This window comes from Halomonas sp. H10-9-1, assembly GCF_040147005.1.
GTDB lineage: Bacteria > Pseudomonadota > Gammaproteobacteria > Pseudomonadales > Halomonadaceae > Halomonas.
The window spans coordinates 1,859,605-1,872,571 of the sequence record NZ_JAMSHO010000001.1 but is presented as its reverse complement, the minus strand read 5'-3'; the positions used below and the strand labels follow the sequence as shown (position 1 = coordinate 1,872,571).

The window sequence follows — 12,967 nt, the reverse complement described above, 5'->3', positions numbered from 1 at the left end:
CCCACGACAAGGAGCAACACCGTGTCCGACCTAGAACCAACCGCCTACGACTGGGACCTCTTCGTGATTGGCGCCGGCTCCGGCGGCGTGCGTGCCGCGCGTACCGCCGCTGCCAACGGCGCCAGGGTTGCCGTGGCGGAGGACCGCTACCTGGGCGGCACCTGCGTCAACGTGGGCTGCGTGCCCAAGAAGCTCTACTCCTATGCCGCCCACTTCCAGGACGCCTTCGAGGATGCCGAGGGGTTCGGCTGGCGGCTCGCCGAGGTGCCGAGCTTCGACTGGCCGACCCTGCGCGACAACAAGGTGGGGGAGATCAAGCGGCTCAACGGCATCTATGGGCGGCTGCTCGATGACGCCGGGGTACGCCTGATCAATGGCCGCGCCCGGGTGCTCGATGCCCACCGGGTGGCAGTCGGCGACGAGGTGCACAGCGCCGCGAAGATCCTGGTCGCCGTGGGCGGCTGGCCCTGGATCCCCGAGTTTCCGGGCAACGAGCTGGCCCTGAGCTCCAATGAGGTGTTCGACCTGGAGCACTTTCCCGAGCGCTTCCTGGTGCTGGGCGGCGGCTATATCGCGGTGGAGTTCGCCAGTATCTTCAACGGCCTGGGCAGCGATACCCACCTGATCTACCGCGGCGACCTGTTCCTGCGCGGCTTCGACCGCGAGGTGCGCGAATTCGCCCGCGACCAGATGACGGCGAAGGGCGTCGACCTGCGCTTCGACACCAACATCGAACGCATCGAGCGCCTCGAGGGCGGCCTGGCGGTGACCCTGACCGATGGCGAGATCCTGGAAGTGGATGCGGTGCTGGCCGCCACCGGGCGTCGCCCGCACCTGGAGGGGCTGGGACTGGACAGCCTGGACGTGGCCCTGGATGACGCCGGCTATATCAAGGTCAACGAGCGCTTCGAGAGCTCGCTGCCCTCGGTGCTGGCCCTGGGCGACGTGATCGGCGGCCCCGAGCTGACCCCGGTGGCGCTAGCCGAGGCGATGCACCTGGTGCGCTGTCATTTCGACGCCACCCCGCCCCCCGCCGCGCTGGACTACCGCAACATCCCCACCGCGGTATTCTGCCACCCAAACATCGGCACCGTGGGGCTATCCGAGGAGGAGGCCCGGGAGCGCTGTGGCGAGATCCGCGTCTACAGCACCGCATTCCGCCCCATGAAGCACACCCTGTCAGGCAGCAGCGAACGCTGTCTGATGAAGCTGATCGTCGATGACGCAAGCGACGTGGTGGTGGGGGCCCATATGGTGGGCGAGGAGGCCGGGGAGGTGATCCAGGGCATCGCCATCGCGGTGAAGGCCGGCCTTACCAAGGCCGACTTCGATGCCACCGTGGGCATCCATCCCACCGGTGCCGAGGAGTTCGTCACCATGCGCACGCCGACGCGGCGCTGAGCCATTCTTCTACAGGGTCACCTACAAGACTCTTCTACAAGGCGGCCACCTTCGGGTGGCCGCTTGCGTTGAGGCCACGGCGTTCGTTGGGTCCACGGCGCCGGTCTGAGCTAGCGTGAAACCGCGGGATCCACTGGCAGGGCAGGCATGCATAATTTTTTGTTATGGATTTCGTCGCGATAAATAATGGTAAATTTGAAATCTGTCGGGAGCTTGGTATAATTCCCCCCGACATCGCCGCAGCGAACACCGCCCATGATGACCACTACCGAGCCCTTCACGCCCTCCGCCGAGCTCGCTCGGCCCACCGTCGCCGACGAGGTCGTCGACGCCGAAGCCAGCGACCTGTTCATCCGCAAGCCCAATCCCGATGACGGCTGGGGCATCTACGAACTGGTCAAGTCCTGCCCCCCGCTCGACGTCAACTCCGCCTATGCCTACCTGCTGCTGGCCACCCAGTTTCGTGACAGCTGTGCAGTGGCCACGGACGAGGAGGGCGAGATCGTCGGCTTCGTCTCGGGCTACGTGAAGAGCAATGCGCCGGACACCTATTTCCTGTGGCAGGTTGCCGTGGGCGAGAAGGCGCGCGGTACCGGCCTGGCCCGTCGCCTGGTCGAGGCGATCATGACCCGTCCAGAGCTTGCCGAGGTGCACCACCTCGAGACCACCATTACCCCTGACAACCAGGCCTCCTGGGGCCTGTTCCAGCGTCTCGCCGCTCGCTGGCAGGCGCCGCTCAACAGCCGCGAATACTTCTCCACCGACCAGCTCGGCGGCGAACACGACCCCGAGAACCTGGTACGGATCGGCCCCTTCCAGACCGATCGTCTCTGATCCCTTCCGATCTCGTGGGCGAGGCCGACGTCGGCCTCGCGCCACCCTTCGTTCATTCATCCTCTCCTCAAGGAGGTCGCACGATGCAGACCCAGATCCTCGAACGCATGGAATCCGACGTCCGGACCTATTCCCGCTCCTTCCCGGTGGTCTTCACCCAGGCGAAGAACGCGCGCCTGACCGACGAGGACGGCCGCCAGTACATCGACTTCCTGGCCGGCGCCGGCACCCTGAACTACGGCCACAACAACCCCGAGATCAAGCAGGCCCTGCTGGAGTACCTGGCCGAGGACAACATCATCCACGGCCTGGACTTCTTCACCGCCGCCAAGCGCCGCTACCTCGAGGCCCTGGAGGAGATCATCCTCAAGCCGCGCGGCCTGGACTACAAGGTGCAGTTCCCCGGGCCGACCGGCACTAACGCCGTCGAGGCGGCCATCCGCCTGGCGCGCAACGCCAAGGGCCGTCACAACATCGTGACCTTCACCAACGGCTTCCACGGCGTGACCATGGGGGCGCTGGCCACCACCGGCAACCGCAAGTTCCGCGAGGCGACCGGCGGCGTGCCCACCGTGGGCGGCAGCTTCCTGCCCTACGACGGCTACCTGGGTGACGGCACCGACACCCTGGACTACTTCGAGAAGCTGCTCTCCGACAAGTCCGGTGGCCTCGACGTGCCGGCCGGCGTGATCGTCGAGACCGTGCAGGGCGAGGGCGGCATCAACGCCTGTGGCACCGAGTGGCTCAAGCGCCTCGAGCGGATCTGCCGCGCCCACGACATCCTGCTGATCGTCGACGACATCCAGGCCGGCTGCGGCCGCACCGGCAAGTTCTTCAGCTTCGAGCACGCCGGGGTGGTGCCGGACATCGTCACCAACTCCAAGTCGCTCTCCGGCCTCGGCCTGCCGTTCTCCCAGGTGCTGATGCGTCCCGAGCTCGATGTCTGGAAGCCGGGCCAGTACAACGGCACCTTCCGTGGCTTCGCGCTGGCTTTCACCACCGCCGCCGCCGCCCTGGAGACCTTCTGGCGCGACGACAGCTTCGCCAAGGAAGTCCAGCGCAAGGGCGAGATCGTCGCCGAGCGTTTCCAGAAGATCGCCGCCTGGATCGGTGAGCAGGGCATCGAGGCCTCCGAGCGTGGTCGCGGCCTGATGCGCGGCATCGACGTGGGCACCGGCGAGATCGCCGACAAGATCACCCACAAGGCCTTCGAGAACGGCCTGGTGATCGAGACCAGCGGCCAGGACGGCGAAGTGGTCAAGTGCCTCTGCCCGCTGACCATCCCCGAGGAGGACCTGCTCAAGGGCCTGGATATCCTCGAGCAGAGCGCCAAGCAGGCGCTGAGCTGATACTCTGGCCGGGCCGCCCCGGCGGTCCGCCAGCACTCGGCCGATCCTGATCATCGATCGCGCCGCCACCGAATTTCAAGGAGATAGATATGATCGTTCGCAATCTCGAGGAGTGCCGCAAGACCGACCGCCTGGTCACCGCCGAGAACGGCAACTGGGACAGCACCCGCCTGTCGCTGGCCGATGATGGCGGCAACTGCTCCTTCCATATCACCCGGATCTTCGAGGGCACCGAGACCCATATCCACTACAAGCACCACTTCGAGGCGGTCTACTGCATCGAGGGCGAGGGGGAGGTGGAGACCCTGGCCGACGGCAAGATCTGGCCGATCAAGCCGGGCGACATCTACATCCTCGACCAGCATGACGAGCACCTGCTGCGCGCCCACAAGACCATGCACCTGGCCTGCGTCTTCACCCCGGGCCTGACCGGCAAGGAAGTGCACCGCGAGGATGGCTCCTACGCTCCCGCCGAGTGAGCCCGCTGGGCGAGACATCGTGATCTTCGGCGGACCCCGGCAGCGATGTCGGGGTCCGCGACGTTTGCGGACTGGCCATCTGATACCGGCATCCGGGTCTTCCACCTAGAGATTCGCATAATGTATATTATGTTAAATATCACATGATGAATGGCGTCCGGACGGCCCGCTGCCCACATTCCCGCATGACCCAGAAGCCTGCGGGTTGGACAACCTGCTTGGGGACTCATTATTATCCACGCACTGTTCAAAGGAATTGATCCGCCCCATGCCTCATCCCCTGTTGAGCGCAACTCTCGCGGCGTCCGCCATCCTGCTCTCCGGCTGTGGCGCCCTGACCAACAAGCCCGAGCCGCCTGCACCGCTGACGCCAGCCGACTTCCATGTGCGCATGGATGCACTGGAAGACACCCTGGTGGCTCGCTGCGATGACCAGTCTCGGCTAGGCAGTGATATCACCTTCGTGGCGCGCCGCCAGGATGCCCTGATCGGTGACGTGCACGAAGTGGGTTCCTTGCTGCGCGGGGTGCATGTCCGGCTGGACAACATCGCTGTCGACGAACCCGAGCCGGTGGTGGTCAGGCGCGAGTGTGCCGCCGACGAGCTGGGACTGGCCAACAAGACGATACTGGGCCGCAGCGAGTGGATCGGCCTGCCCGACGTGGGCACCTACCTGAAGGCGCGCATCGACTCCGGCGCCAACACCTCGTCGCTATCGGCCCGCGAGATTACTCGCTTCGAGCGCGACGGCGAGAACTGGGTTCGTTTCAAGCTGGGCCTGGCCGACGATGACGTGATCGTGGATGCGGTGCGTGACGAATGGATCGAGGCCCCCATCGAGCGCCGGGTGCGAATCATCCAGGCCACCGGCCAGGAATCACGCCCGGTGGTCACGCTGATGATGACCCTGGGCTCGATTCGCGAGCCGGTGGAATTCACCCTCAGCGACCGTACCCACCTCGATTTCCCGGCCTTGCTGGGCAGGCGCTTCCTGCTGGATATCGCCGTGGTGGACGTGGCCGAGCGCTACCTCCACGAGCGTCCCGAGTATCCCGGTGGGCGGCCGGCATCGGAAGCCGAACGCGACCAGGATGACGCCGATCTCGAAAACGAAGAGCGCTGAGTCACGCCTCGGCGTCTCTCAGCCCTCTCTGCCAAGGAAGACCCATGTCACGACTGCCCTTCTATCTGCTGGTCGGCGTCCTGTTCCTGGCCGGCGTGGCCATGAGCCTGCACCGTCACTACCAGCTCGAGGTGCCCTGGACCCCGGGTGAACAGCGCCAGGTCTGGGAAGTGGAAGCCCAGGTCAACTTTACGGCACTAGGCGACCCGGTGCTGGTGGATATGGCACTGCCCTCGACCCAGGAGGGCTTTCGGTTGCTCACCGAGCATACCGCCTCACCGGGCTTCGGGCTGTCGTTCGTGGAGGAGGCCGGGGCCCGGCGAGCCCAGTGGTCGATTCGCGAGGCCAGCGGCTCCCAGCAGCTCTATTACACCGCCCAGGTGCTGGTGGCCCCCGACAGCCGCCCGCCTCGCCTCGAGACCCCGCCACTGCGCCGTGACATCGTCTGGGAGCGCCCCTACGACACCGCCGCCACGCAGCTGATCGAGCGGGCCTGGGGCCGCAGTGCCGACCCCTACACCTTCGCCCGCGAGCTGTTCCATGAATTCGACGAGCAACGCCAGGACGAGAATGCGCGCCTGTTGCTCACCCAATTTGACCGCACGCCCCTGCTGGTTCGCCTGCTCAACCAGGCCGGTGTTCCTGCCCGGGAGGTCAGCGGCCTGCTGCTCGAGGATGGTCGGCGTCGCCAGTCGCTGACCAGTTGGGTCCAGGTCTTCGACGACCAGCACTGGAGGCTGTTCGACCCCGCCACCGGCGAGCAGGGACGTCCTGACAACCTGCTGATCTGGGAGGGTGACGGCCAGGCGGTGCTCGAGGTGCAGGGCGGCACCAGCTCGCGCGTCACCTTCTCGATGCTCTCCCGCAACCAGCCGGCTGCCGCCGCGGTACGCAATCAGCTGGCCGAGGACACCATCCTCAACTTCTCCATCCACAGCCTGCCGCTGGAGGAACAGGCGCTCTTCCAGACCATCCTGCTGATTCCCATCGGCGCGCTGGTGGTGGTGGTGCTGCGCATCCTGGTGGGGATCAAGACCTCGGGCACCTTCATGCCGGTGCTGATCGCCCTGGCCTTTATCCAGACCAGCCTGGCCACCGGCCTGATCGGCTTCCTGCTGGTGGTGGCCGTGGGCCTGGTGATCCGTAGCTACCTCTCCTACCTCAACCTGCTGCTGGTGGCGCGGGTCACGGCGGTGATCATCACGGTGATCGGCATCATCTCGGTGTTCTCGGTGCTCGCTTATCGCTTCGGGCTCAATGCCGGCCTGACGATCACCTTCTTCCCGATGATCATCCTCTCCTGGACCATCGAGCGCATGTCGATCCTGTGGGAAGAGGAAGGCCCCAAGCAGGTGCTGATCCAGGGTGGCGGCAGCCTGGTCACCGCGGTGCTGGCCTTCCTGGCCATGAACAACCCCTGGGTGCGCCATATCACCTTCAACTTCCTCGGGGTGCAGCTGATCCTGATGGCGCTGATCCTGATGATCGGCAACTACACCGGCTACCGCCTGCTGGAGCTGCGTCGCTTCAAGCCGGTCACCGAGGATTGAGCCATGCGTGAATGGACGACCCCCGGCAAGCTGCGCGCCAAGGGCATCATCGGCATGAACCGGCGCAATATCCGCTACATCGGCCGCTACAACAACCGCCGCCTCTATCCGCTGGTGGATGACAAGTTGCAGACCAAGCTGCTCGCCGAACGCTTCGGCATCACCACGCCAGCGCTGATCGGCACCGTCACCACCCAGTTCGGCGTCAAGCATATCGGCGAGCTGCTCGCCGGCCACTCAGGCTTCGTGATCAAGCCGGCCAAGGGCAGTGGCGGCAAGGGCATCCTGGTGATCGAGCGGGTCGAGGGCGACGACTTCATCAAGCCCAGCGGAGCCCGCATGCGGCTGGTCGATGTGGAACGCCACATCTCCAATATCCTCTCTGGGCTCTACTCGCTGGGCGGCGCCCCCGATGTGGCACTGGCCGAGGCGCTGATCAACTTCGACGCGAGCCTCTCCGAATACACCTACGAGGGTGTCCCGGATATCCGCGTCATCGTCTTTCGCGGCTATCCGGTGATGGCCATGATGCGCCTCTCCACCGCCGCCTCGGACGGCAAGGCCAACCTGCACCAGGGCGCCGTCGGGGTAGGCCTGGATATTGCCACCGGCACCGCCATCCGCGGCGTACAGTTCGACCGTACCCGCCACGACCATCCCGATACCGGCCATGAACTGGCCAGCCTGACCATCCCCGACTGGCCCACCCTGCTGCTGCTCGCCGCCGGCTGCTACGAGATGACCGGACTCGGCTACCTGGGCACCGACATGGTGCTCGACCGCGACCAGGGGCCCATGCTGCTGGAGCTCAACGCTCGTCCGGGGCTGGCGATCCAGATGGCCAACGGCGAGGGCCTCAGGCGCCGCCTCGACCTGATCGAGAAGCAGCCCGAGGGGGTATCTCCCGAGGCACGCGTGGCCTTCGCCCGCGAGCATTTCGCACGCCGCAGCGAACTCGAGACCACCGCCGAGGCCTGAGCCTCGGTGGCCCACTCTCGTCCACCCGCGTAGAATGGCGCCAGACTTCTTATAGCCGACGGGCCCCATGACCGATTCCCGCAACCTGCTGCTCCAGGCAGAACGACAGTGCCAGCAGCGTGGCGTACGCTTCACGCCGATACGCCGCCGCGTGCTCGAGATGATTGCCGAGGCTGCCGGAGGGCTGAAGGCCTACGACCTGCTCGATCGCCTGACGGCCGAGCACGCCTCGGCCAGGCCACCCACGGTGTATCGCGCCCTGGAGTTCCTGATCGACCAGGGGCTGGTGCATCGCATCGAGTCCCTCAATGCCTATGTCGCTTGCCCCTGCCCCGAACACTCCCATGGCTTCCAGCTGCTGATCTGCCGCGTCTGCGGGCGCGTCGAGGAGTTGCACCTGGATGACGTCAATGCCCAGCTCTCCGGCTGTGCCCGCCAGCTGGGCTTCAGGGTGGAGCGCCAGACCATTGAACTGCTGGGGCGCTGCGATGCCTGCTGTGATAGCGGCGGCTGAGCCCCATCAGCCAGCGCCCCGATTCTGCGGAGAACCCATGTCCGATACCTTCAAGGCCCTGGAACGGGCCCCCGCCGACAGCCGTCACGATCTCAGCGGCGTGCTGGCGGCCATCCGCTTCAATGCTGACGGCCTGATCCCCGCTATCGCCCAGCAGCACGACAGTGGCGAGGTCCTGATGATGGCCTGGATGAACCGCGAGGCGCTGGAGGAGACCCTGCGCACCGGCCGGGTCTGCTACTGGTCGCGCTCCCGGGCCAAGCTGTGGCGCAAGGGCGAGAGCTCGGGCCAGCAGCAACACCTGAGGAGCGCCGCCCTGGACTGCGACGGTGACACCCTGCTGCTGCAGGTGGACCAGACCGGCCCCGCCTGCCACAGCGGGCGGCGCAGCTGCTTCTACGTGGCCCTGGAGAAGGGCGCGGTGCGCATCACCAGCGCGCCACTGATCGACCCCGACACCCTCTACGGCAAGGCCTGATGTCCTGCCTGGCGGCGTGGCTGGCCAAGCCGGCACGGTGGCTGCGCCAGGCCACGGCCTGGCTGATGATCGGGCTGGTGAAGCTCTACCAGCTCACCCTGAGCCCGCTGCTCGGGCCACGCTGCCGCTACTGGCCGAGCTGCTCCAGTTATGCCGTGGAGGCCATCCGGGTGCATGGCCCTCTCAAGGGAGGGCTGATGGCCGCACACCGCATCGCTCGCTGCCACCCGGGTTGCGAGGGTGGCCTCGACCCCGTACCGGGAGGCCCCAGCGAGGCGCTGTGCCGCGAGGATCCCGAGCTCGACGAGAACTTCCGCCCCCGGACGCCGGCGCATGACGACCGAGAGCGCTGAGCCTCAGGCCGCTTCCTGCTCGGCCACCTCGTAGATGCGCTTGAGCATGGCGTTGAGGCCGTTGCTGCGCGTCGGCGACAGGTGCTTGTCGAGCCCCAGGTCGCCGAGGAAATGGGGTGAGGTATCGCGGATCTCGGTGGCCGGTCGATCGTTGTAGATGCGCATCAGCACGGCGATCAGCCCCGAGACGATGGCGGCGTCGGAGATGGCGTCGAAGTGCAGCACCTCGCCCTGGCGCTCGTGATGCATCCAGACGTTGGACTGACAGCCCTGGATCTTCAGCTCGTCGCGCTTCAACGCCTCCGGGAAGGCCGGCAGCGCCTTGCCCATGTCGATGATGTACTGGTAGCGGTCCATCCAGTTGTCGAACATCTCGAACTCTTCCAGCAGCGCTTGCTGGGCCTGCTCCGCGGTCGCTTCGGTGGTCATGGGATCTCCTCGTGATGAATGCGGCGATTATACCGGCTCGCCCCCGCCCTCGTCCGCCCCCCGCCGGGCCAGTCCATGGCGGGATTGCTGGCGATGCCAGGCCTCGTCCTCGGCGTGGAGGTAGCGGGCGGTGGTGTCGAGCCGCGAGTGGCGCGCCGTGGCCGCCAGATAGCGCAGCTCCACCCCGGCCTGGGCCTGGTGGGTGAGTGCCGTATGGCGCAGCCAGTGGGGCGTGGCCTGCTGCAGGCGCAGCGCCCAGGGGCGAGCCGCATCGCCCTGCTCCTGCTCGAGCATCGCAGCGGCCTCGCGGAAGGTCTCGCGGATCAGTCGGTAGAGGCGGTTGTCGCCGAGGCCGCGCCGGCCATCCAGGGCGCGCAGCAGCGGGCTATCGTCGTCGGGCTGTGGCTCGCCGGCAAGGCCCAGCTCGCCTCGCCACTCGATCAGCAACGTCACCATGTCCGGCGGCACCGGGATACGCGCCGCCTTGCTGCCCTTCCCTACCACCTCCCACCACCAACGCCCCTCGCGCCGCCGGAAGTCGCCCATACGCGCCGCACTCATCTCGGCGATGCGCGGGGCGAGCAGGTAGGCGAAGCCGAACACGAAGCGCCGCCGGGCCCATTCGAAGCGAACTCGCGGTGAGGCGCCCTCCTCCACCGGCCGGCCGAGCCAGCCCCACAGCCACCCCCACAGCGGCGCCTCGAGATAGCGCTCGATGCCGCCCTGGCGGTTGTCCAGGCGCCGTCGCTTGTCGCGCATCAGCCGGAAGGGGTTGTGGGCCACCCAGCCCGCCTCGGCGAGCCAGGAGAACATTCCCTGCAGGATCACCAGGCTCTGGCGGCGGCTGGCCGGCGACAGCGGCCCGCGAAACGGCCGCCAGTCCTCAGCCTCGCGCGGCCGCGGCGGCCCCACCCAGCGGCCTCGGGGGCGCGGGTTGGCGAGGAAGGCCTCGAAGGCCTCCAGGTGGTCGCGGCGCACCTCGGCCAACCCCAGCGCCTGTTCATCCAGCCACAGCAGCAGCCGCTCGGCCTCGCGGCGATAGGCGGCCAGCGTCCTGGGGCTTCCCCGGTACTCGGCCAGCCAGCGCGCCACCGCCTCGGCGTCGCTGGTCGCGGCGATATAGGCATCCTGCCCTCCTGTGGGTGACAACCGCCCCGCCACCGGCCCTGGCAACCCTCCGATGCCCCGTTCATCTTCTGCATGCCTCATCGTCGCCCTCCTTGCTCCTTGCTCCTTGCTCCTTGCTCCTTGCTCCTTGCTCCTTGCTCCTTGCTCCTTGCTCCTTGCTCCTTGCTCCTTGCTCCTTGCTCCTTGCTCCTTGCTCCTTGCTCCTTGCTCCTTGCTCCTTGCTCCTTGCTCCTTGCTCCTTGCTCCTTGCTCCTTGCTCCTTGCTCCTTGCTCCTTGCTCCTTGCTCCTTGCTCCTTGTGGCTCAGCTTGCCTGTCATAGCCATAGAAAATCAAGATAAGCCGCGTAATCTTGCTTTTATCCTTCTTTTCATAATGTAATTTACGTATTACGTATAATGTAATTATCTTCCATTTCCTCGTTAATACCGCTATGCTGCGCCGCATATCGATCCGGAAGGGGTGGTACAAGGAAGGAGAGCCTTATGGCGCGCATCGGCGTGACCTACGAAGACGTACAACGAGCCATCGATGAGCTGCTGTCCCGTGGTGATGCGCCCAGCGTGCAGAAGATTCGCGAGATACTGGGGACCGGTAGCTTCACCACGATCAGCGATCATCTGCGTAACTGGCGACAGCAGCGCGAGGAGAATCGTGATGTTCCTCCACCCCGCGGCATGCCGGCCGCCCTTCAGGAGCTGGCCGAGGGGCTCTGGAGACAGGCCCAGGAGAGCGCCAACGAGGTGCTTGGCCACTACCGTGAAGAGGCCGACCGCAGGGTCGAGGAAGCCCTGGATGCCGCTGCCGGCGCGCACCGCGAGGCAGAGGATGCCCGGCAGCGCGAAACGGCGCTGGCCAGCCACCTCGCCGGCACCGAGCAGCGGCTCGAGGCGCTGAGTGCCGAGCTGGCGACTCGCCAGGCGCAGCTCGAGACCCTGCGCAAATCCGAGGATCGCCTCGCCACACGACTGGCCGAGGCCGAGTCTCTACTGCAGCGCCACCGCGCCGAGGCCAGCCGTGTGGCCGACGCCCATCAGCAGGCCATGCAGACCCTCGAGACCGAGCATCGCGAGCGACTGGGCCGGGAGGAACAGCGTCACGAAAGCGCCGAGGCACGCCTGATGGCGCTGCTCGACCAGGCGCGCCAGGAGCGACTGACCCAGGAGAAGGCGGCGGCGGGTCGGGAGGAGCAGCTGGAGAAGCGGCTCGCCCGGCAGGAGGCGCAACTGCAGGCGGCGCGAACGCAACTCGCCGAGGAGGAGAAGCGTCATCGGGAGAGCGACTGGGCACGGCGCCAGGCCGAAGCGCTGGCCGATACCCGTCACCACGAGCAGGCGCTGCTGCAGGCGCGAATCGACGAGCAGAAGCGCCACCTGGAGGACCAGGCGCAGCGCCTAAGGAGCCTGGAGGAGCAGCTCCATCGCTGCCTGTGGCAGACGCCGACGCCCAAACGCGAGGAAGAGCAGGATGGCATGGAGAACGAGACGCCTAATCACGCCTCGTGAAGTTACCGAGCCCAGCAAGCAGAAGGGCCCCGCCACTTGGCGGGGCCCTTCTGTTTATGGAGGCCCGAGGGGTGAGTTATGGAGGCCCGAGGGGTGAGCGATCGACACGCGCAGCGCCCGGGCTGCCGCTAGCGATAGTAGGCGTTGGTGGTGTCGGTATGGTCGGTGACATCACGGATGCCGCCCAGCTCCGGGATACGCTCCATCAGGGTGCGTTCGACGCCCTCCTTGAGGGTCAGGTCCACCGCCGCACAGCCCTGGCAGCCGCCGCCGAAGGCCAGTACCGCCACCTTCTCCTCGGTCAGCTCGACCAACTTGATCTCGCCGCCATGAGCCGCCAGCCCGGGGTTGATCTCGCTGTACAGGATGTAGTTGACGCGATCCTCCAGCGGGCTGTCGGCATTGACCTTGGGCATCTTGGCGTTGGGCGCCTTGATGGTCAGTTGGCCACCCATGCGGTCGGCATTGAAGTCGACCACCGCCTCCTCGAGGAACGGCAGGCTGTTCTTGTCCAGGAAAACACCGAGCTTGGGCAGCTCCAGCTTCTCGTCGCTCGGCTCCTCCTCGCCGGGCCGGCAGTAGGCCAGGCACGTCTCGGCATAGGGGGTGCCCGGCTGGGTGATGAAGATGCGTACCGCGATACCTTCGACGTTCTGCTTCTCGAGCAGCTCGGCGAGGTACTCCTGGGCGCTGTCGGTGATCTGAATGCTCTCGCTCATTGCTCTCTCGCTGGTCGAGCCCGGCGCGGTCTGGCCGGGATGAGGATCTGCCACTATGGTAAGCGACTGTCCCAACCCTGACAATCCCGACTACCGCACTCGGTTTTACCTCCACCGCTGTATGAAGCC

The 12,967-nt window shown here is 66.3% G+C and carries 14 protein-coding genes; 11 read left to right on the top strand and 3 right to left on the bottom strand.

What is annotated here, in order from left to right:
• Window positions 1-21: 21 nt before the first annotated feature.
• From gorA to yidD, 10 genes are all read left to right on the top strand, one after another.
• Window positions 22-1,401: a glutathione-disulfide reductase gene (gorA, locus tag NFH66_RS08660; RefSeq protein WP_349609884.1), complete on the top strand. Its 1,380-nt coding sequence runs from the start codon at window positions 22-24 to the stop codon at window positions 1,399-1,401.
• Window positions 1,402-1,656: 255 nt separating this feature from the next.
• Window positions 1,657-2,235: a diaminobutyrate acetyltransferase gene (gene ectA / locus NFH66_RS08655; RefSeq protein ID WP_349609883.1), complete on the top strand. Its 579-nt coding sequence runs from the start codon at window positions 1,657-1,659 to the stop codon at window positions 2,233-2,235.
• An 83-nt stretch (window positions 2,236-2,318) separates the two neighbouring features.
• Window positions 2,319-3,584, top strand: a complete 1,266-nt coding sequence (gene ectB, locus NFH66_RS08650; protein WP_349609881.1) for a diaminobutyrate--2-oxoglutarate transaminase — start codon at window positions 2,319-2,321, stop codon at window positions 3,582-3,584.
• Between the two features lie 89 nt (window positions 3,585-3,673).
• Window positions 3,674-4,063, top strand: coding sequence for an ectoine synthase (locus NFH66_RS08645; RefSeq protein WP_349609879.1), 390 nt, complete (start codon window positions 3,674-3,676; stop codon window positions 4,061-4,063).
• Between the two features lie 268 nt (window positions 4,064-4,331).
• Window positions 4,332-5,186, top strand: coding sequence for an ATP-dependent zinc protease family protein (locus NFH66_RS08640; protein WP_349609878.1), 855 nt, complete (start codon window positions 4,332-4,334; stop codon window positions 5,184-5,186).
• A gap of 44 nt (window positions 5,187-5,230) precedes the next feature.
• Window positions 5,231-6,736, top strand: coding sequence for a UUP1 family membrane protein (locus NFH66_RS08635; RefSeq protein WP_349609877.1), 1,506 nt, complete (start codon window positions 5,231-5,233; stop codon window positions 6,734-6,736).
• A gap of 3 nt (window positions 6,737-6,739) precedes the next feature.
• Window positions 6,740-7,714: an alpha-L-glutamate ligase-like protein gene (locus tag NFH66_RS08630; RefSeq protein ID WP_349609876.1), complete on the top strand. Its 975-nt coding sequence runs from the start codon at window positions 6,740-6,742 to the stop codon at window positions 7,712-7,714.
• 67 nt (window positions 7,715-7,781) lie between these two features.
• On the top strand, window positions 7,782-8,228 hold the full coding sequence (locus tag NFH66_RS08625) for a transcriptional repressor (RefSeq protein WP_349609874.1): 447 nt from the start codon (window positions 7,782-7,784) through the stop codon (window positions 8,226-8,228).
• A 37-nt stretch (window positions 8,229-8,265) separates the two neighbouring features.
• On the top strand, window positions 8,266-8,706 hold the full coding sequence (hisI, locus tag NFH66_RS08620) for a phosphoribosyl-AMP cyclohydrolase (RefSeq protein ID WP_349609872.1): 441 nt from the start codon (window positions 8,266-8,268) through the stop codon (window positions 8,704-8,706).
• Window positions 8,706-9,059, top strand: a complete 354-nt coding sequence (gene yidD / locus NFH66_RS08615) for a membrane protein insertion efficiency factor YidD (protein ID WP_502878646.1) — start codon at window positions 8,706-8,708, stop codon at window positions 9,057-9,059. Before hisI ends, yidD begins: the two co-directional genes overlap by 1 nt.
• A gap of 3 nt (window positions 9,060-9,062) precedes the next feature.
• Here yidD and NFH66_RS08610 read toward each other — a convergent pair whose 3' ends face one another.
• A complete protein-coding gene (locus NFH66_RS08610) occupies window positions 9,063-9,488 on the bottom strand; it encodes a SufE family protein (protein WP_349609870.1) in 426 nt (141 codons plus the stop codon).
• A 27-nt stretch (window positions 9,489-9,515) separates the two neighbouring features.
• On the bottom strand, window positions 9,516-10,697 hold the full coding sequence (locus NFH66_RS08605; RefSeq protein WP_502878673.1) for a tyrosine-type recombinase/integrase: 1,182 nt from the start codon (window positions 10,695-10,697) through the stop codon (window positions 9,516-9,518).
• 402 nt (window positions 10,698-11,099) lie between these two features.
• Between NFH66_RS08605 and NFH66_RS08600 the strand changes: the two genes are divergently transcribed.
• On the top strand, window positions 11,100-12,119 hold the full coding sequence (locus tag NFH66_RS08600; protein WP_349609866.1) for a DNA-binding protein: 1,020 nt from the start codon (window positions 11,100-11,102) through the stop codon (window positions 12,117-12,119).
• A 128-nt stretch (window positions 12,120-12,247) separates the two neighbouring features.
• Here the strand turns inward: NFH66_RS08600 and nfuA are convergent, their stop codons facing one another.
• Entirely contained in the window at window positions 12,248-12,838 is a 591-nt protein-coding gene (gene nfuA, locus NFH66_RS08595) for a Fe-S biogenesis protein NfuA (RefSeq protein WP_349609864.1), read from the bottom strand.
• Between the last annotated feature and the right edge of the window lie 129 nt (window positions 12,839-12,967).

Coding starts and splice junctions, on each gene's coding strand:
- ectA (WP_349609883.1), top strand. CDS start 1,657: ATGATGACCACTACCGAGCCCTTCACGCCCTCCGCCGAGCTCGCTCGG.
- ectB (WP_349609881.1), top strand. CDS start 2,319: ATGCAGACCCAGATCCTCGAACGCATGGAATCCGACGTCCGGACCTAT.
- NFH66_RS08645 (WP_349609879.1), top strand. CDS start 3,674: ATGATCGTTCGCAATCTCGAGGAGTGCCGCAAGACCGACCGCCTGGTC.
- NFH66_RS08640 (WP_349609878.1), top strand. CDS start 4,332: ATGCCTCATCCCCTGTTGAGCGCAACTCTCGCGGCGTCCGCCATCCTG.
- NFH66_RS08635 (WP_349609877.1), top strand. CDS start 5,231: ATGTCACGACTGCCCTTCTATCTGCTGGTCGGCGTCCTGTTCCTGGCC.
- NFH66_RS08630 (WP_349609876.1), top strand. CDS start 6,740: ATGCGTGAATGGACGACCCCCGGCAAGCTGCGCGCCAAGGGCATCATC.
- NFH66_RS08625 (WP_349609874.1), top strand. CDS start 7,782: ATGACCGATTCCCGCAACCTGCTGCTCCAGGCAGAACGACAGTGCCAG.
- hisI (WP_349609872.1), top strand. CDS start 8,266: ATGTCCGATACCTTCAAGGCCCTGGAACGGGCCCCCGCCGACAGCCGT.
- yidD (WP_502878646.1), top strand. CDS start 8,706: ATGTCCTGCCTGGCGGCGTGGCTGGCCAAGCCGGCACGGTGGCTGCGC.
- NFH66_RS08610 (WP_349609870.1), bottom strand. CDS start 9,488: ATGACCACCGAAGCGACCGCGGAGCAGGCCCAGCAAGCGCTGCTGGAA.
- NFH66_RS08605 (WP_502878673.1), bottom strand. CDS start 10,697: ATGAGGCATGCAGAAGATGAACGGGGCATCGGAGGGTTGCCAGGGCCG.
- NFH66_RS08600 (WP_349609866.1), top strand. CDS start 11,100: ATGGCGCGCATCGGCGTGACCTACGAAGACGTACAACGAGCCATCGAT.
- nfuA (WP_349609864.1), bottom strand. CDS start 12,838: ATGAGCGAGAGCATTCAGATCACCGACAGCGCCCAGGAGTACCTCGCC.